General features: G+C 69.0%; 23 protein-coding genes. 12 read left to right on the forward strand and 11 right to left on the reverse strand.

Translation table 11 applies throughout. The features are described 5' to 3' along the window. Positions 1-2: 2 nt before the first annotated feature. Positions 3-1241, reverse strand: a complete 1239-nt coding sequence (locus tag ABZV40_RS03850) for a DUF4143 domain-containing protein (protein WP_355435286.1) — start codon at positions 1239-1241, stop codon at positions 3-5. 160 nt (positions 1242-1401) lie between these two features. Between ABZV40_RS03850 and ABZV40_RS03855 the strand changes: the two genes are divergently transcribed. Then, entirely contained in the window at positions 1402-2199 is a 798-nt protein-coding gene (locus tag ABZV40_RS03855) for a F0F1 ATP synthase subunit A (RefSeq protein WP_355435289.1), read from the forward strand. A 12-nt stretch (positions 2200-2211) separates the two neighbouring features. Here the strand turns inward: ABZV40_RS03855 and ABZV40_RS03860 are convergent, their stop codons facing one another. Further along, positions 2212-2826 carry a class I SAM-dependent methyltransferase gene (locus ABZV40_RS03860; RefSeq protein ID WP_355435292.1) on the reverse strand — a complete coding sequence of 205 codons (615 nt, stop codon included), beginning with the start codon at positions 2824-2826 and terminating at the stop codon, positions 2212-2214. A 104-nt stretch (positions 2827-2930) separates the two neighbouring features. Between ABZV40_RS03860 and ABZV40_RS03865 the strand changes: the two genes are divergently transcribed. The 3 genes from ABZV40_RS03865 to ABZV40_RS03875 are packed head-to-tail and all read left to right on the forward strand — an operon-like array spanning position 2931 to position 7244. Further along, positions 2931-5735: a BTAD domain-containing putative transcriptional regulator gene (locus tag ABZV40_RS03865; protein ID WP_355435295.1), complete on the forward strand. Its 2805-nt coding sequence runs from the start codon at positions 2931-2933 to the stop codon at positions 5733-5735. Between the two features lie 9 nt (positions 5736-5744). Next, positions 5745-6518, forward strand: coding sequence for an alpha/beta hydrolase (locus tag ABZV40_RS03870; protein WP_355435297.1), 774 nt, complete (start codon positions 5745-5747; stop codon positions 6516-6518). 48 nt (positions 6519-6566) lie between these two features. Further along, positions 6567-7244, forward strand: coding sequence for a hypothetical protein (locus tag ABZV40_RS03875; protein WP_355435300.1), 678 nt, complete (start codon positions 6567-6569; stop codon positions 7242-7244). Here ABZV40_RS03875 and ABZV40_RS03880 read toward each other — a convergent pair. Continuing rightward, positions 7141-7914, reverse strand: a complete 774-nt coding sequence (locus ABZV40_RS03880; protein ID WP_355435303.1) for a lysophospholipid acyltransferase family protein — start codon at positions 7912-7914, stop codon at positions 7141-7143. The genes ABZV40_RS03875 and ABZV40_RS03880 overlap by 104 nt on opposite strands. Before the next feature lie 118 nt (positions 7915-8032). Between ABZV40_RS03880 and ABZV40_RS03885 the strand changes: the two genes are divergently transcribed. Next, positions 8033-10408, forward strand: a complete 2376-nt coding sequence (locus ABZV40_RS03885) for a DNA translocase FtsK (RefSeq protein ID WP_355435306.1) — start codon at positions 8033-8035, stop codon at positions 10406-10408. A gap of 148 nt (positions 10409-10556) precedes the next feature. On the opposite strand, the gene ABZV40_RS03890 is transcribed toward ABZV40_RS03885, so the two are convergent. The 8 genes from ABZV40_RS03890 to ABZV40_RS03925 all read right to left on the reverse strand — a co-directional run bounded on the left by ABZV40_RS03890 (position 10557) and on the right by ABZV40_RS03925 (position 16294). Then, positions 10557-11021, reverse strand: a complete 465-nt coding sequence (locus tag ABZV40_RS03890; protein WP_355435309.1) for a phospholipase — start codon at positions 11019-11021, stop codon at positions 10557-10559. Positions 11022-11104: 83 nt separating this feature from the next. Then, entirely contained in the window at positions 11105-11758 is a 654-nt protein-coding gene (locus ABZV40_RS03895; protein WP_355435312.1) for a nitroreductase family protein, read from the reverse strand. A 3-nt stretch (positions 11759-11761) separates the two neighbouring features. Next, positions 11762-12916, reverse strand: a complete 1155-nt coding sequence (locus ABZV40_RS03900) for a YcaO-like family protein (protein ID WP_355435314.1) — start codon at positions 12914-12916, stop codon at positions 11762-11764. Next, entirely contained in the window at positions 12913-13338 is a 426-nt protein-coding gene (locus ABZV40_RS03905; protein ID WP_355435317.1) for a hypothetical protein, read from the reverse strand. The genes ABZV40_RS03900 and ABZV40_RS03905 overlap by 4 nt, the downstream gene beginning before the upstream one ends. Before the next feature lie 70 nt (positions 13339-13408). Then, complete coding sequence (locus ABZV40_RS03910) at positions 13409-14197, reverse strand: hypothetical protein (protein ID WP_355435320.1); 789 nt, start codon at positions 14195-14197, stop codon at positions 13409-13411. Further along, the gene (locus ABZV40_RS03915; RefSeq protein WP_355435323.1) at positions 14181-15032 is read right to left on the reverse strand and encodes a MerR family transcriptional regulator; all 852 of its coding nucleotides are present in this window, start codon (positions 15030-15032) and stop codon (positions 14181-14183) included. Before ABZV40_RS03915 ends, ABZV40_RS03910 begins: the two co-directional genes overlap by 17 nt. A gap of 63 nt (positions 15033-15095) precedes the next feature. Continuing rightward, positions 15096-15545, reverse strand: a complete 450-nt coding sequence (locus ABZV40_RS03920; RefSeq protein WP_355435791.1) for an amino-acid N-acetyltransferase — start codon at positions 15543-15545, stop codon at positions 15096-15098. Positions 15546-15601: 56 nt separating this feature from the next. After that, positions 15602-16294, reverse strand: coding sequence for a hypothetical protein (locus ABZV40_RS03925; protein WP_355435325.1), 693 nt, complete (start codon positions 16292-16294; stop codon positions 15602-15604). An 80-nt stretch (positions 16295-16374) separates the two neighbouring features. Here ABZV40_RS03925 and rimO point away from each other — a divergent pair, with 80 nt between their 5' ends. The 7 genes from rimO to ABZV40_RS03960 all read left to right on the forward strand — a co-directional run bounded on the left by rimO (position 16375) and on the right by ABZV40_RS03960 (position 22859). Beyond that, positions 16375-17796, forward strand: coding sequence for a 30S ribosomal protein S12 methylthiotransferase RimO (gene rimO, locus ABZV40_RS03930; protein WP_355435329.1), 1422 nt, complete (start codon positions 16375-16377; stop codon positions 17794-17796). After that, positions 17793-18371: a CDP-diacylglycerol--glycerol-3-phosphate 3-phosphatidyltransferase gene (gene pgsA / locus ABZV40_RS03935; protein WP_355435332.1), complete on the forward strand. Its 579-nt coding sequence runs from the start codon at positions 17793-17795 to the stop codon at positions 18369-18371. The genes rimO and pgsA overlap by 4 nt, the downstream gene beginning before the upstream one ends. Next, positions 18368-18847 (forward strand): CinA family protein, encoded by a 480-nt coding sequence (locus tag ABZV40_RS03940; RefSeq protein WP_355435335.1) that lies wholly within the window; start codon positions 18368-18370, stop codon positions 18845-18847. The genes pgsA and ABZV40_RS03940 overlap by 4 nt, the downstream gene beginning before the upstream one ends. A 102-nt stretch (positions 18848-18949) precedes the next feature. Further along, positions 18950-19372 carry a helix-turn-helix transcriptional regulator gene (locus ABZV40_RS03945; protein WP_355435338.1) on the forward strand — a complete coding sequence of 141 codons (423 nt, stop codon included), beginning with the start codon at positions 18950-18952 and terminating at the stop codon, positions 19370-19372. 358 nt (positions 19373-19730) lie between these two features. Then, entirely contained in the window at positions 19731-20582 is an 852-nt protein-coding gene (locus tag ABZV40_RS03950) for a PspA/IM30 family protein (protein WP_355435341.1), read from the forward strand. Between the two features lie 34 nt (positions 20583-20616). Next, complete coding sequence (locus ABZV40_RS03955) at positions 20617-21438, forward strand: hypothetical protein (RefSeq protein ID WP_355435344.1); 822 nt, start codon at positions 20617-20619, stop codon at positions 21436-21438. A 167-nt stretch (positions 21439-21605) separates the two neighbouring features. Beyond that, positions 21606-22859: a solute carrier family 23 protein gene (locus ABZV40_RS03960; RefSeq protein ID WP_355435347.1), complete on the forward strand. Its 1254-nt coding sequence runs from the start codon at positions 21606-21608 to the stop codon at positions 22857-22859. Positions 22860-22910: the final 51 nt, after the last annotated feature.

The raw sequence follows: 22910 nt of genomic DNA on the forward strand, positions 1-22910 counted from the left end.
GGTCAGCTGTGCCAGATCGCGCAGATCGGCACAGCTGACACCTTCTCGTCGAGCGGGAACACCCTCGGACCCGTGTGGAAGACGATCCCGGCGACGAACCTGTCGCCGAGCTCGTCGCGCAGCCAGGTGAGGTGCTTCGCGTGCTCCTTGCGCGGTGCGCCGGTGGCCTTGATCTCGCAGGCGATCACGCGGCCGTCGTCGAACTCGATCAGCAGGTCCACCTCGCGTGACCCGTTCGCGTCGCGGAGGTGGTACAAGGTCGCTTCCCGTTCACCGAGTTGGAGCTCGGCCCGCAGCTGGGCCGCGACGAACGTGTCGAGCAGCCGACCGATGAGATCGCCGTCGAGCATGACGGCGTCGATGCCGACGCCGAGTGCCGCGCTCACCAGCCCGGTGTCGACGACGTACCGCTTCGGCAGCTTCACCAGCCGCTTCAACCGGTTGGTGTGCCAGGCGGGCACGATGTCCACGATGTACAGGTCGCTCAGCAGCTTCTCGTAGGCGATTGCCGTGTTCCGCGAGACACCGGCTGCTTCGAAGATCGTTTTTTCGGTCACCACGCCGGACGTGTTCGCGGCGAACATCTGGAAGTAACGGCGCAGCAGCTTGGGATCCCGGCCACCGTTGAGCTGCCCGACGTCACGGGTGAAAAGCTCGTTCAGGTAGGTACGAGCCCAACGGCCGCGTCCCTGCGCGGAGTCGCGCAAAGCGAGCTGCGGAAAGCCGCCGCGCACCGCGAGCTCCACGTAGCCGCGGAGATCTGGCGCATCGGCTGGACTGCTGAACGTCCCGGTACGTGCCCGATCGAGGAACGGTGGTGCGTCGAGCGGCCGACGGTCGAGTTCCCGCACCGTCAGGCCGGACATGTCGACTCGCAACAGACGGCCGGTGCCCGGCCAGGTCTGGTGGTCCAGGTCGCCGTGCACCGACCCCGTGACGATGAATCGGCCTGGAGCGCTGTTCGCGTCGACAGAGCGTTTGATCGCGCCGAGCACGGACGGTACGAGCTGCCACTCGTCGATCAGGACCGGTTCTTCCAGGTTCAGCAGCGCTGCGTCGGGATCCGCTTCAACAGCGGCAGCGATCCTGGGCTGATCAAGCCGGAGGGTCGTGCGTGCATGCCGTGCTGCGGTCGTGGTCTTGCCGACTGCGCGGGGGCCGAGCACGAGAAGCGCGGCGAACTCGGTCAACAGGTCGCCAATGAGGCGGTCGGCAAGGCGTGGTACATAATCGCTGCTCACGGCATGAGGGTAACGCTTCAGCAGCATGGTCAATGACGGTTTAGCAGGTCTGTTGATGACACTTTAGCAGGAACTTTCCCGTGGTTCGTGACCCGGCCGTTACCGAATGTTGAGCGTCCGCTAAGGTCAAGTCCCAGACCATGGACGAGGGGGTCGCCTCATGGCCGATGACGTTTTCTCTCCACCGGGCAAGGAAGACATCTTTCTTCCGCCGATCTTCACCTGGCACCAGCCGTTCGGACTGCCGATCGATCTCGCGGTGACCAAGGCGCACGTGCTGCTGGTCCTGTCGATCGCGATCATCCTGTCGTTCTTCCTGATCACGACCAGGAACCTGAAGCTCGTGCCGTCGCGCTGGCAGTTCGCCGCCGAGTCGGTCTACGACTTCGGCCGCAACACCATCGCGCGCGAGCAGATCGGCGCGAAGGAGTTCACGCCGTACATCCCGTTGATCGTCAGCATCTTCTGCTTCGCGCTGGTGAACAACCTCTACGGGCTCATACCGTTCGTGCAGTTCCCGACGTTCACGCACAGCGGGTTCCCGTTCGCCGTGGTGGTGATCATCTACCCGCTCTACCACATCGTCGGCATCAGGAAGTTCGGGCTGCGCGGCTACCTGCGCAACCAGTTCGTCATCCCGGACGTGCCCAAGCCGGTGCTGTGGGGTCTGCTGATCCCGACCGAGGTCATCCTGAAGTTCTTCTTCGACCCGGTGAACCTCATGATCCGGGTGTTCGCGGCGATGTTCGCGGGCCACCTGCTGGTGCTGGTGTTCACGCTCGGCGGCGAGTTCCTGTTGCTGCACGGCCCGATCTGGCTGAAGCCCGCGTCGGTGCTGGGCTTCGCGCTCGCGATCGGGCTGATCTTCCTGGAGGCGCTGGTGCAGGTGCTGCAGGCGTACATCTTCGCCCTGCTGTCAGCGCACTTCATCGGACGAGCGCTGGCCGAACAACACTGAGCCGATCAAGCATCAGGGGCGCTGGCACACCAGGTGCAGCGACTCCTCGGGCATGGCGCCGGGGTAGGACGGTGTGAAGACCGGACGGCTCCGGCGCACGACCCGCAGGCCGACGTCGCCGAGGTGGGACTCGAAGTTCTCCTCGGAGAACGACGACACCTCGATCTCCTGGCCCATCCAGGGCAACGTGACCTGCTCGGCGTCGATCGCCACGGTGGCGAGGAAGAAGTGCCCGCCCGGCCGCAGCCAGGTCGAGACGCGGCCGAGGGTCTGGATGATCTCGGCCTGCGGCATCTGCAGCAGGGAGAAGACGGCGCAGATGACGTCCCACGAACCGGCGGGCGACTCGAAGTCGCGGATGTCGATCTTGTGGAACGTCGCTTCGGGAACCTGGGCGGTCGCGATGTCGACCATGACCGGCGAGACGTCGAGACCGGTGACCTTCATGCCCGCCTTGGCCAGGGTGCGGGCCACGGGAACGCCCGTGCCGCAACCGAGGTCCAGCACGCGCGAGCCGGAGGGCTGCGTCGCGGCGAACCAGGCGAGGGTGCCGTGCAGTGCGGGCTGGTGCGACCAAGCGCGTTGATATTCCAGTCCGAGCGTGTCGAAGACCTCGGCCGCGTTCATCTCCGCCCCTCATTTCGGCCCAATCCACCTGATGTGAAGTGTGGAGAAGCCCTCTGCACGGACTCTGGATGGCTTCTGGACGGATCCTGACGGTAGGTTGCTGGGTGACTGCGGACAGCGACGAAGTGGGACATAGGGTGCAGAACGAGTTGCGTGTCAGTCTGCTGGGCGCGCTCGCGGCGACGGTGGACGGTCAGGAGCTCACCCTGGGTCCGCCGCGGCAGAGAGCTGTGCTCGCGGTGCTCGCCTTGCGCGCCAACCACGTCGTGTCGCGCAGCGAGCTGATCGACGCCGTGTGGGGCGACGAGCCACCGGCGAGCGCGGACAACGGCATCCACACCTACGTGGCAGGACTGCGGCGCCTTTTCGAACCGCAGAGGGCCTCGCGCGCACCGAGTTCCGTGCTGCTCTCCACAGACGCCGGATACCTGCTGAGGCTCCCGTCCGGCAGTTCCGACGTCGCCCAGTTCCGCGCCCACCTGGACGAGGCGGGACGGTTGCGCAGCCAACCGGCTGAGGCCATCGCCGCGTTCGACGCCGCTTTGGGCCTGTGGCGTGGCATAGCTCTGGACGGCGTGCCGGGACCGTTCGCCGCGGTGGAACGCGCGCGCCTGGCTGAATTACGGCTCACGGCCGTGGAGCAGCGCGCCGCGTTGATGCTCTCTGTCGGACGTGAGACGGAGGTGGCGGGGGAGCTGACGACGTTGGTCACCGCGCATCCGTTGCGGGAGAGGCTGCACGGCCTGCTGATGTCCGCCCTGTACCGCGGCGGCAGGCAGGCCGAGGCGCTCGCCGTCTACACGGACTTGCGCCGGTTGCTCATCGAGGAGCTCGGCATCGAGCCCGGTCCCGAACTCCGCCAGCTGCACGAACAACTGCTCGTCGGCCGCCACGACCCGCAACCGGAGCCCGCGGCACCCGTCCTGGTGCCCGTCCAGCTGCCGCACGAGATCCGGGACTTCACCGGCCGTGCCAAGGAACTCGCGAAGCTCTCCGAGATCGTTCCGCACGACCACTCCCCGGTGCTCGTCGCCATCACCGGCACCGGTGGCATCGGCAAGACCGCGCTCGCCGTGCGGTTCGCGCACCAGGTGGCCTCCCGCTTCCCCGACGGTCAGCTGCACGTCGACCTGCGCGGGTTCGACGCGTCGTCGCCGCCGGTCCAGCCCGCCGCCGCGCTGCACCAGCTGCTGCAGAGCCTGGGCGTGCCGGCCGAACGCATCCCGGACGACCTGCCCGCGAAGTCCGCGCTGTACCGCAGTGTGCTGGCCGGCAAGCGGGTGCTGGTGCTGCTCGACAACGCGCGGCTGCCCGAGCAGGTCCGCCCGCTGCTGCCCGGCCGGTCGTCGTCGATGGTGCTGGTGACGTCGCGCAACCACCTCGGTGGCCTGGTCGCGCGCGACGGCGCGCACTCGGTGACGTTGTCGACGCTGACCCGCGACGAAGCGCTGGCGTTGCTGAGTTCCGCGGTCGGACCGGACCGCGTCGCCGCCGAGCCCGAGGCCGCGGCGAAGCTCGTCGAGCTGTGCGGTCACCTGCCGCTGGCGGTGCGGATCGCGGCCGAACGCGTCGTCACCCGCCCGCACCTGACGCTCGCCGACCTCGCGGGCGACCTGGCCGACGAACGCGACCGCCTGAACGTGCTCGCGACCGGCGACGACGAGGACACGGCCGTGCGCGCGGCGTTCTCGTGGTCGTACCTGGCCCTGAAACCCGACGCGGCCAGGATGTTCCGGTTGATCGGACTGCATCCGGGTGCCGAGATCAGCCTGGACGCCGTGGCCGCGCTGACCGGCGTGTCCGCGGCACGAGCGCGCACGCTGCTCGACGTGCTGGCGGGTGGCCACATGCTGGAGGAGGTCGCGCGTGGCCGCTTCCGCCTGCACGACCTGCTTCGCCTCTACGCCACGGAACTCAGCGCCACCGAGGAGTCCGCCGAGGGGCGCTCCGAGGCGATCTCCCGCCTGCTGCGGTGGTACCGCGACACGGCGAACGCCGCCGGCACGGTCATCGCGCCACCGGACCACCCGTCGTTCCTGCTGCCTCCGCTGTCCACTCAGGACTTCACCTCGCACGACGAGGCCTTCACCTGGTGCCGCACCGAGTCCTCGAACCTGCTGGCGGTGAGCCGCCTGGCCGAGGAGGAGCACTCACCGGAGGCCTGGCGGATCCCGGTCGCGCTGTGGAACTACTTCATCGTCTCCAGCGCTTTGGACGAGTGGACGCGCACCTACCGCGTCGCCGAACGTGCCGCTGCCCGCGACGGCAACCAGGTGGCGCGGGCGTGGGCGGTGCACGGCCAAGGCCTCGCCGCCTTCCGCGGTCAGCGGTTCGCCGACGCCCTGGAACTCTTCGACCGCGCGCTGTCGATCCGCCGTGCCATCGACGACCGCCTGGGCGCCGCGTGGAGCCTGACCGGTCTGGGCATGGCGTACGGCGGCCTGCGCCAGTTCGACCTCGCCGTCGACAGGTTCGGCGAGGCGCTGGACGGGCACGCCGAGGCGGGATCGTGGTTCGGGCTGGGCGGCACCCGGTTGTTCCTGAGCGACATCCTGCGCCTGGCCGGGCAGTACGAGGCGTCGCTGGACTCGGCGCGGACGGCGTTCGAGCTGATGGACTCGCACGACGCCGTGCACGGCAAGGCCATGGCGCTGGTGAGCATCGGCTGGGCGCAGCTCAAGCTGGGACAGCGCGTCGAGTCGCGTGACTCGTTCCGGCACGCGCTGGAGTTCCTGCGGGTGCTCGGCGACCGCAAGAGCCTCGCGGAGGCGTTGCACGGCCTGGGCGAGGTGAGCTCCGGCCAGCCGGAGGTGGCGCGCACGCACCTGTTGGAAGCGTTGGCGATCTACGAGGACTACGACCACCCGCTCATTCCCGAAGTGCGGGCGCGGCTGCACGAGCTCGCGTAGAAATGCGGCGTGCATTTCGTTGAACATGGTGCGGGCGTTCCGGTGCTCGCCATCCACGGCTGGACGCCTGACCACCGCCTGATGCTCGGTTGCCTGGAACCGCTCTTCGAGACGAGGTCCGGCTACCGCCGCCTGTACCCGGACCTGCCGGCGATGGGGAAGTCGCCGGCGAACGACGTGAAGTCCAGTGACGACGTCCTTGCGGCACTTGAGGAGTTCATCGACGCGGAGATCGGCGCGGAACCGTTCCTGGTGATCGGTGAGTCCTACGGCGGCTACCTCGCGCGGGCGTTGGCGAATCGGCGGCCAGACCAGGTGCGCGGGCTCGCGTTGATCTGCCCGACCGGGACGAAGCTGCCGGCCGCGGAACGGACCGTGCCGGAGTTCGAGGTGCGGAGGTCGGACGGCGTCGTGCTGGACCCCGAGCTGGCCGCGCAGTTCGACGGCATGGCCGTGGTGCGGACGGCGGAGACGGCACGCCGGTTCGCCGAGGAGATCCTGCCCGGCCTGCAGCTGGCGGACCGCGCCGCGATGGCGCGGATCCAGCTCGACTGGGAGCTCTCGGCAGGGCCGGAGCTGGGGAGCTACCAACGGCCCGCGCTCTTCCTGACCGGACGCCAGGACAACGCCACCGGGTACGAGGACGTGTACGCGTTGCTGCCGCACTACCCGTACGCGTCGTTCGTCGTGTTGGACACCGCCGGGCACAACCTGCAGATCGAGCAGCCGGTGTTGTTCAACGCGCTCATGGGGGAGTGGCTCGACCGGGTGGCCCACCAGTAGGGGGATCCCTGATGCGCGACGCCATGATGTGTAGGCAAGCTACATGTCATGGCGAAACGCACGAGAACCCTGTTGGTGTGGCTGCACGTCGTCACGTCCGTCGGCTGGCTCAGCCAGGCGGTGGCGTTGCTGGCCCTGCTGCTGTACGGCATCAAGACGAGTGACGTCAACGCTTTCCGGATGGCCCGCGTCCTCGACCAGAACGTGCTCGCGATCATGGCCAACGTCAGCGCGTTCACCGGCATGATGCTGAGCGCCACGACGCCGTGGGGCTACTTCCGGTACTGGTGGGTGCTCGCGAAGTTCGCGATCACCGTCAGCCAGCTCTACGTCGGCATCTTCATCCTCGGCCACCGCCTCGAAGCGGCCGCGAACGGCCACCTGTCGGCGTGGATGCCCGTCGGCACCGCGCTGATGATCGGCGCGATCGCCTTCCAGACGTGGCTGAGCGTCGCGAAGCCGTGGGGCCGCACGCCGTGGACGGGTTCGCGGAAGCTGCCCACGGCGAGCGCCCCGGCGTTCGTGCTCGCCCTGGTCGTCCCGGCCGCCGACTTCGCGCTCAGCCTGTGGACGGGCAACCCCACGCCGGTGTTCATGCTGATCACGGTGATCGCCTACGCGATCAGGCGGGCCGCCAGGGGGAACGGCCGGTCGTCGGCCGCGTCGGGTCGTGGAACCGCGGCAGGTCCGGCTCGTCGAGGCGCAGCGGCACCAGGCCCTCGGTGATCGCGCGCATGATCCGCTCGTGGGCGCGGCGGGCGTCGCCCATCGTCTCCGCGGACAGGTCCGACAGCTCGACGGGCTTGCCGAAGTGGACCTTGAACGTGGGGCGCCTGCGGATCGCGGACAGCCAGGACGTCAGGTACGGCAGGAAGTCCTTCCAGCCGCCCACGTGCAGGTTGCCCCAGTACACCGCCTCGTGCGCGCCCCACTGGCTGATGGGGATCACCGGGATGCCACCGCCCAGCGCCATCCGCGCGACACCGGTCTTGCCCCGCTCCGGCCACATGCCGGGGTCCAGCGTGATCTTGCCCTCGGGGTAGACGGCGATCGGGTCACCGCCCTTCCCCAGCGCCTCGACCGCGCGGTGCATGGCCTCGCCGACGTTCGACGAAGCCCGGTCGACGCGCAGATGGCCGCACGCCTTGAGCGCCGGCCCCACGATCGGCGCGTCGAGCAACCCACCCGCGAGCATGAAGCGCGGGTTGATGCCCATCTTGCGACACGCCGCGATGAGCACGAACGGGTCGAGGTTGCCGATGTGGTTGGAAGCGAGGAGCAACGGCTTGCCGAGCAGTTCCGGTGGAACGTCCCCGGACACCTCGAGCTTGCCGGTCAGCGCGACGAAGCCACGGTCGAGAGCCGTGAGAACGCGCCAGAAGAGCGGTGTGGACACGCGGGGCAGCGTACGGCGTGTCGGAACGACACCGTGCGGGATCCGGGGAACCATGGGGATTCGCACGCGTCCCAGTTGCAAACGGGGCTGGTGAGACGCGAGGGACTACCTTATACACATGGCCGGGCGTACAGGGACTTCACGCAAGACCACGTCACGCGGTAAAGCACCTGCCAAGCCGCGGGCGCGATCCGCCGCGTCCAGGAAACCCGCTCCGCGCAGGAGCGGTGGCGCCATCAGCGCCGTGTGGGGTGGCATCGGACGTGGTGTCGGCACCGTGGTGCGCGGGATCACCGGCACCAAGGGCCTCGATCCCGAACACCGGCGCGACGGCATCGGGTTGTTCCTGATCGCGCTCGCGTTCATCACGGGCGCGGGCGTGTGGTGGCAGGCGGGCGGTCCGGTCGGCCAGTGGGTCGACGTCGCCGTGCGCAGCTCCGTCGGGTTCCCCGCGGTGATCGTTCCGGTCGTGCTGCTCGGCATCGGCGTGACGCTGATGCGCACGGACGCGAAGCCGGAGGAGCGGTTCCGGCTGGTCGTCGGCGGCGTGCTGATCGGCATCGGCGTGCTCGGCATGTTCCACCTGATCGGCGGTCTGCCGATGGATCCGCTGGCGCGCCGGGACGCGGGTGGCGCGCTGGGCTATCTGGCCGGCGGGTTCCTCGCGCAGGGCCTCACGCCGTGGGTCGCCGGTCCGTTGCTCGTGCTGATCTTCGCCTTCGGGTTGCTCTGCGTGCTGCACTGGCCGGTTCGTGAAGTGCCGCAACGACTTCGCGCGCTCGTGCACCGCGAGCCGTCGCAGGAAGCGGCCGAGGAGGCCGAGGAGGCCGAAGAGCCGAAGCCGGTTCGCCTGCGCCGCCCGTCGCGCCGCCGCCAGGCCGCCGCGCCCGTCGAGGAGGAGCCGCAGGCCGAGCTTCCGCTGGAGGAATCCGAACCCGCGCCCGCGAAGCCCGTCAAGGAACCGAAGAAGGCGCCGGTTCAGGACATGGCCGTGCGCGCGGTCGAAGGCGACTACCAGTTGCCGCCGCCGACGATCCTCAAGGACGGCGACGCGCCCAAGGCCCGCAGCAAGGCCAACGACCAGATGATCGAGGCCATCACCGGCGTGCTGGACCAGTTCTCGATCGACGCCCAGGTCACCGGCTTCACCCGCGGCCCGACAGTCACGCGGTACGAGGTCGAGCTCGGCCCCGGCGTGAAGGTCGAGAAGATCACCGCGCTGACCAAGAACATCGCGTACGCGGTCGCCACCGACAACGTCCGGCTGCTCGCGCCGATCCCCGGCAAGTCCGCGGTCGGCATCGAGGTGCCCAACAGCGACCGCGAGATGGTGCGCCTCGGCGACGTGCTGCGCGCGCCGTCGACGTTGAAGGACACGCACCCGATGGTGATCGGCCTCGGCAAGGACATCGAGGGCCACATGGTCACCGCGAACCTGACCAAGATGCCGCACCTGCTGGTCGCGGGTTCCACGGGTTCCGGCAAGTCGTCGTTCGTCAACTCGATGCTGGTGTCGCTGCTGGCCCGCGCGACGCCGGACGAGGTCAGGATGATCCTGATCGACCCGAAGATGGTCGAGCTGACGCCGTACGAGGGCATCCCGCACCTGATCACGCCGATCATCACGCAGCCGAAGAAGGCGGCGGCGGCGCTGGCGTGGCTCGTGGAGGAGATGGAGCAGCGCTACCAGGACATGCAGGTCAACCGGGTGCGCCACATCGACGACTTCAACCGCAAGGTGAAGTCCGGCGAGATCAGCGCGCCTCCCGGCTCCGAACGCGTCTACCGGCCGTACCCGTACATCATGGCGATCGTCGACGAGCTGGCCGACCTGATGATGACCGCGCCGCGCGACGTCGAGGACGCGATCGTGCGCATCACGCAGAAGGCGCGTGCCGCCGGCATCCACCTGGTGCTCGCGACCCAGCGCCCGTCCGTCGACGTCGTCACCGGCCTGATCAAGACGAACGTGCCGTCCCGGCTGGCGTTCGCGACCTCGTCGCTGACGGACTCGCGGGTCATCCTGGACCAGCCGGGTGCCGAGAAGCTGATCGGCATGGGCGACGGGCTGTACCTGCCGATGGGCGCCTCGAAGCCGGTGCGCATCCAGGGCGCGTTCGTTGGTGACGAAGAGATCTCCCAGATCGTCGACTTCACCAAGAACCAGGCCCAGCCCGAGTACACCGACGGCGTCACGGCGCAGAAGGCCGGCGAGAAGAAGGAGATCGACGCCGACATCGGCGACGACCTGGAGCTGCTGGTGCAGGCGACCGAGCTGATCGTGACGTCGCAGTTCGGCTCGACGTCGATGCTGCAGCGCAAGCTCCGCGTGGGGTTCGCGAAGGCGGGGCGCCTCATGGACCTGCTGGAGACCCGCGGCGTGGTCGGGCCGTCCGAGGGCTCGAAGGCACGTGAGGTGCTGGTCAAGCCGGACGAGCTCGAGTCCGTGATCTACCTGATGCGTGGAGGCGGCCCCGCCGACGAGGACCAGTAGTGCTGAGTCCATCCTGTTGTGCCTGGCTGTTCCGGTCGCGCCTTGTTGTCGATGAAGGGCGCCTTCATCCACCTCAAGTGGACGAAGGCGCCCTTCATCCACCGCGACGAGCGGCCGGAGCCGCACGGCGGCAACGTGGGCAGGGACGTCAGACGCCGGCCTGCTGGATGCTCGTCGCGGTCGAGGAAGCGGTGCCGCCGAACTCGCGCACGGCCTTGTAGTAGATGTCGGCGGTGCGCTTGCACGCCCAGTTGCCGCCGCACTGGTTGTACATGTCGGACTTGAAGTTGTTGTCGACGCGCAGCCGCGTGGTCTCGTTGAACCGAGTCTGCCGCTTGTAGTTGCGGTAGCCGAAGTCGTGGCGGTGGCAGGCCGGCAGGAACTTGAAGCCGAACGGGTTGTCCGGCGAGTACGAGCAGCCGTCGGACGACCAGTCGAGCTGGTCGGCGTAGGGCTGCTGGACGCGCAGCGTCTCGAACTGGCTGAGGGCCGTCGAGAACAGGTAGCCGTCGGTCACCGCGGCGATGTCCACGGCCTGGGCCGGGCTGCCCGTGAAGATCCGGGCCGCGGACGCGGCGGTACCCACGAATGCCGAGCGCAGGGTCTTCGACATGGCGAGCTCCTCGGGGTGTGAGCAGGGTCTCGCCATGTTGTAGCGGGGATCGGCGGGCCTAGGTAGACACGATCTGATGAACGTCAGGTGATCATGTGACCACACGCGATCGCCGTGGCGACCCGAAGAGTCCGCGGTAGTCCGAGCGAGTGAAGCATCTCGTTGTCCGCTACGCCGCCGAGCAGGTAGCCCCCGAGGTTCTGCTGCGCCAGGCGCAGGCAGATGCTCTGGGCCGCGGCGCCGACCTCGATCAGGCCGAACCTGCCCGCGCGTTCGCCGTACTTCTCGAACACCTCGTCGTCGGAGAGCACCAGGACGATCGCGAGCGGCGGCACCTCGGGCGTGCCGAGGATCTCCGCGAGGTTCTCGGGTGCCGGGCCGATGTCCTGCAGGGCGTGCCGGGCGATGTCGTACCGGACCGCACGGCCGTTGCGGAACGCGTAGCAGCGCAACGGGTGCAGGCCACCGGCGGACGGGTAGCTGTTGTCTCCCAGCGCACCGAGCACCGACCCGAGCTGCTTGTCGGTCAACGGTTCCGCCGTGAACTCCCGCGTGCTTCTGCGCGCCTGGAAGAGCTTCTGCAGCCGGTCCTTCGGGCGCGGCAGCGGCACCGGTGCGGAAGGCAGCTCCAGCGGATCGACCAACGGCGGCTCCGGCCGGAAGTCGCGCCACCGTTCGCCCAGTCTGCGCTGGTGCAGCGGCGAGAACCGGCTCGCGGCCCAGAAGTCGTCGAACACGGCTCACCCCAGCGGATGCGGTGCGGGATTGGGGAACACGCCCGGTGAGGCGTGCGGGTAGCGCCACGCCAGCTCACGGGCGCGGCCGCCGAGGTGGGGCCAGCGGTGGTCGGAGTGCAGCGGCGCGAGGTCGGGGGAGAGGACGCGGACGCAGTGCAGCCCGACCGCGGACAGCTCCGGCGTGGTCAGCTCGCGGTAGGCGAGCCGGATGCCCGCACGGTCCAGCGCGTGCACCAGTTCGGTCAGTTCCGCTTCGACACCAACGGATTCGGCGTCGCGCGGCGGGTCCGTCTCGATGCCGTTGAACCACGGCAGCGCGTCCCATTCGCCGGGGTGCGTTGCGTAGTACACGGCGTGCTTGTCGAAGTCGGTGACCTCGTCGACGGGCTGGTCGCCGTTGCGCGCCAACCAGACCTCGATGAACACCGTGCCCTGCACCCACTCCTCGAAAGCTTTCCGCAGCGCGTCCGCGACCGTTGCGCGGCAGGCGAGACCCACGGTCGGCCGCGGCCTGCCGGCGATCGGCAACGACCCGGCCACCGCGATCACCGGGTGCGTGCTGTAGGCGGGGGTGAGGTCGAACGCCTGGGCGCCGTGCGGAAGATCGGCCGCGAACCGTTGCGGTGCAATGGAGTGCAGCCAGGTCGTGGTGAACGCGTCGCGCTCGACCAGTTCCTGGGTGGCCCTCAGCAACGCACTCGTCGTCGACGGGCCGGCCGCCAGCCCTGAGGAGGTCGTCGGCAGTCCGTAGGACGCGTCCAGGCTGACGAGTCCGGCCGGCACGCGGATCGGTTCGTTGCCGGGCAACGTCCACGCCCGCGTGTACGGGGTGCCGACGTAGCCCTTGCGGTACCGGTAGTCGCCGCGGACGCGTTGCTCGACGGTGTGCAGGCTGAAGTGTTCCAACGGCCAGCACTCGCCCTCGGTGACGATGTCCAACCGTGCCCGTGCGGCAGCGTGCCGTTCCAGCGCCTCGGCGAGCGCCGCAACCCGAGTCGTGCCACCGGAAGTACCGCCGGTGGCGAACGGCTCCGGCACGGCCGCCCAGCCCTCCATGTCCACATCGGACAGAGAATGCGGTACGGGGTGCAGCTGCGACACCACGCCCTGGCGCCAGCCGACCGCGCGCTCGATGAGCGCCTCGGCGACGGTCTTCACCGCTTCCTCCGGCGCCGGAACACGGCGTGTGCGATCGCCAGCGCCGCCGCACCGTAGATCACCAGTCCCACCGCGAGGTGCGTGTGCGTGGCGATCGGGCCGAGCGTGAAGAACACGACGAAAGGTTCGAGGCACCACAGCACCGACCAGCCCAGCAACCGCACCGCGCTCATGAACGGCTTCGGCGACCTGGCGATGAACCCGGTCGCGAGCGCCCACGCGAGCGCGACCACGAAGCCGCCGGCCCACCAGCCCCAGTGCACGTCGAAGATCGCGCCCATCGTGACGAAGGGCAGCACGAGGACGAGGAGCGGGTAGAGCGCGGCCGGCAGCACGAGCGCGCTGCGCGGACGTTCGAGCTCTTTGGTGTCCTGGTACAGCGCTTCCGGGATGTGCACGGCCGCACCGATCGAGGAAACCACGCAACAGCAACAACAACAGCAACAGGTGGGCGTCGCGGCGTTCGTGGCGGCCGCACCGGGTGAGAACTGGTCAGGTAACCGAATCGCTGTGGTCATCGTTCCCCCAAGGCAAGGACACACGCCCGAACTCGACGGCCGGGCAGATTTCGCAGCCGGCGGCGGGCAGCACGCTCTCGCGCGTCGTCGTGAACTCGTCGAGGTGGACGGTCACGACCGCGTCGAGCAGTGCCAGCGAGCCGTCGCGGATGTTCTGAACAGCTTGCAGGGCAAGCGAAATCGGGAGCTCCGACGACATCGCCGCCGGATGCGGTGGAGGCGGCGGATCTCCCCACCGCCGCCCCGCCCGCACCGCGAGGCACGCCAGGCACGCGCCTGCCCCGGGCACCACGAAGGGGCCGATCGCCGCGGTGTGGTGGTACGCGAGGTCCAGCAACAGGTGCGGGACACGCGTTTCGCGCGCCACCTCGACCAGGTCCACCAACGTGCCAGTCGTTCGCACCACCAGCAGGAGGTCCGGATTCTCGTGGTGCGGCAACCGCTCCACCAGCCCGGCGGGTGCCTCGCCGACGAACCGCGTGCCGACCCCGATCGGCCTGCGTTCGTCGGCGGGCAACCGCGCCGGGCGGAGAGCGCCCAGGGTCCTCAGCTGGGCCACGTGCCGGCGCACCGGTTCCCCCAACCGGCTTTCGTCGACCGTTCGAGCCACTCCCCTCAACACCGGCTCGAACAGTCCCGCCAGCGCCACGGCCACCGCCCTGGGCAGGTCAGGTATCAAATACGCGAGGTCAGCTCCCGCGTAGACGACCAGGCCCTCGTCTCTGACCTGGGCGTGCCACGCGGGATCAGCGACCAGACTCATCCTCGTCCCCCCTCGCCAGGAAGTTCTCGATCTCCTGCACGGTGGGGAGGTCGCCGGCCGGGTCGACGATGTTCTCGGCGATAGGCGGCAACGGCTGCTCGGCCCACGCGGGCTGGAAGTCGTCGCTGGGCAGCAGCCCGTGCCGGGACGCGAACTCCTCCGCCGCGTCGCGGATCGACTCCCGCAGCGTCCCCACGACCGCGGTCTCCGCCGTGTAGGTCAGCTCGACCAGCAACGCGCGGACGTTCTCCAGCTGGTTCTCGTCGCCCGCCTTGCGCGCGAGCTCCGGCCAGAACTGCTGCTCGAACAACCGCACGAAGTCCGCCGCGATCGCGTCGGTCGCCGTGCGCAGGCGCGTGAAGCTGTCCATGACGTCATCGCTGGGCACCCTGAGGCCGGCGAGCCTGCCGCCCGCTTCGAGTGCCCAGCGACGCGCGTGCGGCCAGCCGTACTTCCACCGCACCAAGCCCAACCGCATAGCCCGGAGGAGGAGTCGCGGTTGGACGTCTCCCATCGGAATCAGGTGCTTGATGTCGCGCACCTTGATCCGAACCCAGTCGTCGGGCCCCTCGGCCTCGCCCATGCCGAGCACCGCGGCGACCGACTCGCCCTTCTCCCTCGCCTGGATCAGCTCCGCGATCGCGGGCAGCGAGAACCCCCGCTGCTGCAACCGCTGCACCAACGTCAACCGTTCGACGTGCGAGGCGTCGTAGTACGCCACGCGCCCCTGCCGTCTCGGCGCGTGCAGCACACCCTTCGTCTGGTACATGCGAATGGTGCTGCTGGGCAGGCCGATCCGGGCAGCGAGCTCGTCGATGGTCAGCGATTCGGGCACGCGGCCGATCCTGGCGTGTCCAGGTTCGTCGAGTCAAGACTATTCGAGTAATCACTCGAATAGTTACAGCTCCAGGAGCATCCGGCTGTTGCCGAGCGTGTTCGGCTTCACGTAGCTGAGGTCGAGGAACTCGGCGACACCCTCGTCGACCGACCGCATGATCTCCTCGTAGACCTCCGGGCTCACCGGCGTGCCCTCGATCTCCACGAACCCGTGCTTGCCGAAGAACTTGGTCTCGAACGTCAGCACGAAGATCCGCTTGAGCTCCAGCTCCTTCGCCACGGCGACGAGCTGCGCCACGATCCGGTGGCCCACGCCCCTGCCCAGCGCCATGGGGGAGACCGCGACACTGCGGATCTCGGCCAGGTCCTCCCACATCACGTGCAGGGCACCGCAGCCGAGCAGCTCGCCGTTCTCCTCTGCCACCCAGAACTCCTGCACCGCCTCGTACAGGGTGACCAGCGGTTTGGCGAGCAGGACCTTCCCCGCGTACCCGTCGATCAACGCCTTCATGGCGCGCACGTCGCTGGTGCGGGCGCGCCGCACGACTACCCCACTGGTCACGGTGGTCAAGTATGAGCGCCGAGCACGGCGGTCCACCGGCGGGAGAGGGTCTCGCGCTCTCGTGGCGTGTACGCCTCGGGCGCGGCGGTCGCCCAGAGCATCGCGTGCGCCGCCTGCAACGCCTCCAGCCACCCGCGATGAGCCGGCAGGTGCACCTGGAAGCCGCTGTCCCACCTGCGGACCTTCTCGCCGCTGTGGTCAGCCGCGGCGTGGACCGCCCGGCTCAGGTAGGACCCGCTGTGTCCCACGTCGCGCGGTTGGCCCCGTGCGTGCACCCGTCGTTCGGCCGTCCCGTCCATCGCAGCGATCTGCGCCACCTGCTCCGGCGTCAGCGCCCGTGCCTGTTCGAGGACCACGGCGACCCGCTCGCCGTGCGGACCGAGTGCCTGCCAGGACGGCAGCTCCTCGACCAAGGTCATCATGCGGCAGCAGTACCAGCCGTGGATGCCGGGCCATTGGTGGTGGACGTCCAGATCCCGTACCCGGAACAGCCGGCATGGCCAATGGGACACGTCCCGGGCACGGTTGAAGACGTGGAAGCCGACCATGTCCGGCATTTCCGGCGGCGGGGAGTGCCCTTCGGCCAGCTGTGCCTCACGCCACCGTTCGTAGACGAAGAAGACCCGCGTTCCCGGCGCGGGTTCGGGCGAGCCGTGGTAGCCCGACAGGTCGGGCCGGACCGACCAGAACAGATCCACGGTCGGGGACGGTAGCGACGCGGACCGGTCGGGCGCCGCTGATTAATGGTGTGAGACCTGGGGCGGTTACGCTGAGCACCGTGTCTTCTCCCACCACTCCGCCCACCGCTGCGCGCCGCGTGTCGCTGCTGACCCTGGGCTGCGCCCGCAACGAGGTCGACTCCGAGGAACTCGCCGGGCGGCTCGGCGAGGGCGGCTGGGAGCTGGTGGACGAGGGCGCCGAAGCGGACGTCGTCGTCGTCAACACCTGCGGCTTCGTCGAGCAGGCCAAGAAGGACTCGGTCGACACGCTGCTGGCGGCGTCGGACACCGGTGCCAAGGTGGTCGCGGTCGGCTGCATGGCCGAGCGGTACGGCAAGGAGCTCGCGGACAGCCTGCCCGAGGCCGCGGCCGTGCTGGGCTTCGACCAGTACAACGACCTCGCCGAGCGCCTCGACGACGTGCTGCACGGCAAGCCGGTCGAGTCGCACGTGCCGGTGGACCGCCGCACGCTGCTGCCGATCACGCCGGTCAAGCGCCAGGAAGCCGCACAGGACGTCCAGGTGCCCGGCCACGGCTGGGGTCCCACCAAGGTGCAGCGCCGCCGGCTCGACGACGCACCCGTGGCGCCGTTGAAGATCGCCAGCGGGTGCGACCGCCGGTGCTCGTTCTGCGCGATTCCGAGCTTCCGCGGCGCGTTCGTGTCGCGGCACCCCGACGAGGTCGTGGCCGAGGCCGTGTGGCTCGCCGAGAACGGGGTCAAGGAGCTGTTCCTGGTCAGCGAGAACAGCACCAGCTACGGCAAGGACCTGCCGCGTGAGCAGGGTGTGCTGGAGCAGCTGCTGCCGCGTCTGGCGAGCATCCCGGGCGTCGAGCGGGTGCGGGTGAGCTACCTGCAGCCGGCCGAGACCAAGCCCAGCCTCGTCGCGGCCATCGCGAAGACCGAGAAGGTCGCGAACTACTTCGACATGTCGTTCCAGCACTCCAGCGAGAACGTGCTGCGCCGCATGCGCCGGTTCGGCGACACCGACAGCTTCCTCAAGCTCGTGTGGCAGATCCGCGAGCACGCGCCCGAGGCCGGCATCCGCAGCAACTTCATCGTGGGCTTCCCCGGCGAGACCGAGGAGGACCTGGCCGAGCTGGAGCGGTTCCTGACCGAGGCGCGCCTCGACGCGGTCGGCGTCTTCGGCTACTCCGACGAGGACGGCACGGAGGCCGAGAACCTCGACGGCAAGCTCGACGCCGACACCATCGCGGAACGGGTGCAGCGCATCGGCAACCTCGTCGAGGAGCTCACCAGCCAGCGCGCGGAGGACCGGGTCGGCTCCGAGGTCGTCGTGCTGATCGAGCACGAGGAGGACGAGGAGAGCGACTGCGTCGGCCGGGCCGAGCACCAGGCGCCCGAGGTGGACGGCGAGTGCATCGTGCTCGGAGGCGAGGACCTCAAGCGCGGTGACCTCGTGCGGTGCCGCGTGGTCGACTCCGAGGGCGTGGACCTGATCGTCGAGGTCGTGGCGACATGACGGAGGCCAGGAAGGTCCCGCTGCTCAACGTCGCCAACGTCCTCACGATGGCGCGGATGGCACTGGTCCCGGTCTTCCTGCTCTCACTGTTCGCGGCGGGCGGTTTCGACACCACGTGGCGGCTCGTCGCGTTCGGCATCTTCGCCGTCGCGAGCTTCACCGACCACATCGACGGCACGCTCGCCCGCAAGCACGGGCTGATCACCGACTTCGGCAAGATCGCCGACCCGATCGCGGACAAGGCGCTCACCGGATCGGCGCTGGTCGGCCTGAGCATCCTCGACGTGCTGCCGTGGTGGATCACGATCGTGATCGCCGTGCGCGAGGTCGGCGTGACGCTGCTGCGGTTCTGGGTGATCCGCTACGGCGTGATCCCGGCCAGCCGCGGCGGCAAGGCCAAGACGTTGCTGCAGGTCGTCGCGATCGGCCTGTTCCTGCTGCCGCACCACGACGTCGTCGCGGTCATCGCGTGGGTGATCATGGCCGCGGCGCTGGTGCTCACGGTCGCCACGGGAATCGACTACGTCGTCCGTGCGTTTAAGTTGAAGGCCCGTGCGGGTAGGGCGGTGGCGTGACGAACGTCGTCGAACTGCTGAAGGCGCGCGGGCAGACCGTAGCCACTGCCGAGTCGCTGACCGCGGGTCTGCTGTGCGCGACGATCGTCGACACACCGGGGGCGAGTGCCGTGGTCCGCGGTGGGTTGATCGTCTACGCCACCGAGCTCAAGCACGAGCTCGCCGGCGTGGACCAGCAGTTGCTCGACGAGCACGGTGCCGTGCACCCCGACGTTGCGATCCAACTGGCGGAGGGAGCCCGGAACCGGTGCAAATCGGACTGGGGGATCGGACTCACCGGCGTCGCCGGACCTGATCCGCAGGACGGTGTCGCTCCAGGAACGGTTCACATCGGCTTGAGCGGGCCTGGAGTGTCCACAGTGCGGACCATCACGGTGAGTGGTGACAGAAAAGCGGTGCGTTTCACAGCCGTGGAAAAAGCGCTGGTCCTGCTGTCGGATTACCTGCTGGTGACCGAGGACGGGAACAAACGATGACTCCGCGTTCGTTCGCCCTTGGCGGACGTGTTCGGAAGTCACTGCCCGTTGTCGGTGTCGATCGGTAACGTAGGGACACGGCCGGCCGGAAGGAGGCGCGCGATGACCGTGCTGCTACGCGAGGCGATCGGTGATCGGCTTCGCCATGCCCGCACCAACCAACGCCGCACGCTGCGCGAGGTCTCTCGGACCGCCCGCGTGAGCCTGGGGTACCTGTCCGAGGTGGAGCGCGGCCGCAAAGAGGCGTCCAGCGAACTCCTCGCGGCCATCTGTGAAGCGTTGGAGCTTCCGCTGTCCGAGCTGCTGCACCACGTCGCCTCCGACATCGGCGCCGTCTCGCAGACGCCGGACACGGTGCCCGACACCGTCCCCGACGGCCGCTCGGAGCGCGGGAAGCTGGAGGGCGGCCGCGTGCTGCCGACCACGCTCTCGGACGACCTGTCCGACCTGCGCCTGCAGCCGATGCTCAGCCACCGGCTCACGAGCAAGATCGGCAAGACGCCGAAGGCAGTTGTCGCAGCTTAATGCCATGTCGTTTCCGACCCCGTCCACGTTCGAGTGGACGGGGTCGCTGGCATTCGGGTGAACGTCTGAGGGCTGTGGCCCCCGCCACGTCACGCGCTGCAACAAGATTGCCCGTTCGCGCGTTCAACTCAACAACGACGCCAGCACGCTGGGCGGCAGGCAACGGCTTGGCCACAGCACGTTGGGTCACCGCGTCTCGGGGCGCGGGTGCGGGCAGGATTGGGCGCCGTCGGGCGTTCACTCCAAAGTCCCGGGGAGGGTCGGGGTCTTCCCGGATATCTCCCCGGGTTGGTGGAACCGCCGACGCACAATTGAGACGATGGATCCAACACCGGCACCGAGAAGGCAGGCGTAGGAGATGGCCAGTCCGTTCGTGAAGTTCTGGAAGTACCTGATGGCATCGTTCTCGTCCAAGATCGACGAGCACGCTGACCCGAAGGTGCAGATCCAGCAGGCCATCGAGGAGGCGCAGCGTCAGCACCAGGCGCTCTCTCAGCAGGCCGCGGCCGTCATCGGCAACCAGCGTCAGCTGGAGATGAAGCTGAACCGGCAGCTCGGCGAGGTCGAGAAGCTGCAGGCCTCCGCCCGCCAGGCTCTCGTGCTCGCCGACGAGGCGCGCTCGAAGGGCGACGAGCAGAAGGCGCAGCAGTTCGAGAACGCCGCGCAGGGTTTCGCCACCCAGCTCGTCACCGCCGAGCAGGGCATCGAGGACCTCAAGACGCTGCACGACCAGTCGCTGCAGGCCGCCGCACAGGCCAAGCAGGCGGTCGAGCGCAACTCGATGATGCTGCAGCAGAAGCTCGCCGAGCGCACGAAGCTGCTCAGCCAGCTGGAGCAGGCGAAGATGCAGGAGCAGGTCTCCGCGTCGCTGACCCAGATGAGCGAGCTCGCGGCACCCGGCAACGTGCCGTCGCTGGAAGAGGTCCGCGACAAGATCGAGAAGCGGTACGCCACCGCGATCGGGTCGGCCGAGCTGGCCCAGAACTCGGTGCAGGGCCGCATGCTCGAGGTGCAGGCCTCGACCACGCAGCTCGCCGGCGCCTCCCGGCTGGAGCAGATCCGCGCGTCCATGTCCGGTGGTGCTTCGAGCACGCCGGCGCAGGTCACCGCGGGCAACAGCGCGGCGGCGCAGATCCAGGCCGAGATCGCTCAGCGCGTGCAGCAGGAGCAGAAGACCACGCAGCAGCAGGTCCCGCCGGCTCAGCACTGACGCTGCGCCACGGGGGAGGAGTCAGCAGGTGATCATGGAGCCCTGGAGAAACCGTCCCAACAACGAGATCGTCCGCAAGGTCGTCACCGAGTTGGGTGCGTCGCTCCAGGGCCACCCGCTGGCCGAACAGGCGCGTTACCGCCTGCAGAAGTGGAACGACCCGCGCGCCAAGCTGGAGCGCAAGCGCAAGCGCACCAACGCCGTGCTCACGTTCTGGCTGGCGCTGATCACCATCTTCGGCACGCTGGCCGTCTTCGGTTTCACCGGCGTGCTCGGCACGTGGGCCACCGTCGGCGGCACGATCGGCGCGGCCCTGCCCGGCCTGCTCGCCGTGCGCAGCGGGTTCAAGCTGCGCGAGCTCAAGGCCTCGAAGCAGCGGCTGGAGCTGGCTCCGCCGCCCGCGGTCCGGCCGCCGCTGCCCGCGCACATCTCGGCCGCGCGCATCCCGATGGAGAAGCTGCACAGCGCCGAGGACGCGATGCACGAGCTGCTGCGGCAGCTCGACTCGCCGGCGCTCACGTCGATGCCGACGGAGTCCGTGCAGCACGCCCGGCAGACCGCCCAGGAGGCCTCCTCGGCCATCCGTGCGGTGTCCGCACAGCTCCAGGCCGTGGAACGGGCGCGCAACACCGCACCGCCGCTGGAGCGCGCGCCGTTGGTCGAGGGCGTGCGGGTGCTCAGGATCCAACTGGCGGACGGCGTGGACCGCTACTGTTCGCTGGTGGCGGCCGCCGGTCAGGCGCTGGCGGCGAGCACGGCGTTCCAGGACCCGCGTCAGGTGCTCGACGACGCCACCGACCACATGGCCGGTCTCGCGTCGGCAATGCGAGACGTGTCAGGCTATTCAGCGTACTGAAAGTGACGTTCTGTAGTCGCGTGCCGCTATTCGGCGGTTCCCTGTAGAGATCTTTACGGCGATCGTGTGATTATCAGACCGTTATCTAGCCGTAGCCACTACATGGCGTGGCAGGATTCCGGGGCCGGTCTGCGGGAAGTCCGGCTGGGTTGCCGGGAGGCAGTGCGTTGGCGTTGTGGACCGTGCACGGGGACGGTCGGATCACCGACAGTGAAACCGTCGCACCGCAGGAGCGGCTGAGCTGGCCGCTCACCATCGGGTTCGGGGTGCAGCACCTGGTCGCCATGTTCGGCGCGACCGTGCTCGTCCCCACCGTCACCGGCCTCCCCGTCGCCACCACGCTGCTGTTCTCCGGCCTGGGCACGCTGCTGTTCCTGGTGATCACCAAGAACCGCGTCCCGAGCTACCTCGGCTCGTCCTTCGCCTTCGTCGCCCCCCTCGTGGCCGCCCGTGAACAGGGCACCGCCGCCCAGCTCGGTGGCGTCGTCGCCGCGGGCCTGCTGGTCATCGTCGTCGGCATCGCGGTCAAGGCGCTGGGCGTCCGCCTGCTGGAGTCGGTCATGCCGCCGGTCGTCAGCGGCGCCGTCGTGATCATCATCGGCCTGAACCTCTCGCACCAGGCCACCTCGAACTTCGCCGCGCAGCCCCTGCTGGCCGCCCTGACCACCGTGGTGATCCTGCTGGCCGGCGTCCTGGGCCGCGGCCTGCTGTTCCGGTTCTCGGTCCTCGTGGGCTTCGTCGCGATCTGGATCGGCGGCGTGCTGTTCGGCGCCGTGCCCGACGCCAAGTTCGCCGACCTGCGCGCCGCCGCGTGGGTGGGCCTGCCGAAGCTCTACCAGCCGGAGCTGCGGCCGTCCGTGGTGCTGCTGATGCTGCCCGTGGTGATCGTGCTGGTCGCCGAGGTCGTCGGGCACGTGAAGGCGGTCGCGGCCCTGACCGGCCGCAACCTCGACGGCAGCGCGGGTGACGCGATCATCGCGAACGGCCTCTCGACCGCGCTGTCCGGCCTGGGCGGCGGCGTCGGAACGACGACGTACTCCGAGAACATCGGCGTCATGGCCGTGACCCGCGTCTACTCGACGGCGGCCTTCGCGTTCGCCGGTGTGTTCGCCGCCGCTCTTGCGTTCTCCCCGAAGGCCATCGCGCTGTTCGGCACCATCCCGCCGGGAGTGCTCGGCGGCTGCACGTTGGTGCTCTACGGCCTGATCGTGCTCATCGGCGTCCGCATCTGGATGGACCGCGGCGTGGACCTGGCCAACCCGGCGAACGCGATGGTCGGCGGCGCGGCGCTGGTGGCGGGCGTCGGCGACCTGACCATCGAGATCGGCGACCTGCAGATGGGCGGCCTGGTCTGGGGCTCGCTGCTGGTCGTGATCCTGCACCCGGTGATGCGCTGGCTGAGGGCAGCACGTCGTAACTAGCGGCCACACCTTCGTGTGGTTTTCGTCCCTCCACTTCGGACCGATCCTGCT

The organism is Lentzea sp. NPDC004782, assembly GCF_040609115.1.
In the GTDB taxonomy this organism is placed as follows: domain Bacteria; phylum Actinomycetota; class Actinomycetes; order Mycobacteriales; family Pseudonocardiaceae; genus Lentzea.

What these genes read in the sequence shown, in the direction of transcription:
- ABZV40_RS03885 (WP_355435306.1), top strand. Translation starts at nt 8,033, where the DNA reads ATGGCCGGGCGTACAGGGACTTCACGCAAGACCACGTCACGCGGTAAA.
- ABZV40_RS03945 (WP_355435338.1), top strand. Translation starts at nt 18,950, where the DNA reads ATGACCGTGCTGCTACGCGAGGCGATCGGTGATCGGCTTCGCCATGCC.
- ABZV40_RS03890 (WP_355435309.1), bottom strand. Translation starts at nt 11,021, where the DNA reads ATGTCGAAGACCCTGCGCTCGGCATTCGTGGGTACCGCCGCGTCCGCG.
- ABZV40_RS03920 (WP_355435791.1), bottom strand. Translation starts at nt 15,545, where the DNA reads ATGAAGGCGTTGATCGACGGGTACGCGGGGAAGGTCCTGCTCGCCAAA.
- ABZV40_RS03950 (WP_355435341.1), top strand. Translation starts at nt 19,731, where the DNA reads ATGGCCAGTCCGTTCGTGAAGTTCTGGAAGTACCTGATGGCATCGTTC.
- ABZV40_RS03855 (WP_355435289.1), top strand. Translation starts at nt 1,402, where the DNA reads ATGGCCGATGACGTTTTCTCTCCACCGGGCAAGGAAGACATCTTTCTT.
- ABZV40_RS03910 (WP_355435320.1), bottom strand. Translation starts at nt 14,197, where the DNA reads ATGAGTCTGGTCGCTGATCCCGCGTGGCACGCCCAGGTCAGAGACGAG.
- ABZV40_RS03875 (WP_355435300.1), top strand. Translation starts at nt 6,567, where the DNA reads ATGGCGAAACGCACGAGAACCCTGTTGGTGTGGCTGCACGTCGTCACG.
- ABZV40_RS03955 (WP_355435344.1), top strand. Translation starts at nt 20,617, where the DNA reads ATGGAGCCCTGGAGAAACCGTCCCAACAACGAGATCGTCCGCAAGGTC.
- pgsA (WP_355435332.1), top strand. Translation starts at nt 17,793, where the DNA reads ATGACGGAGGCCAGGAAGGTCCCGCTGCTCAACGTCGCCAACGTCCTC.
- ABZV40_RS03860 (WP_355435292.1), bottom strand. Translation starts at nt 2,826, where the DNA reads ATGAACGCGGCCGAGGTCTTCGACACGCTCGGACTGGAATATCAACGC.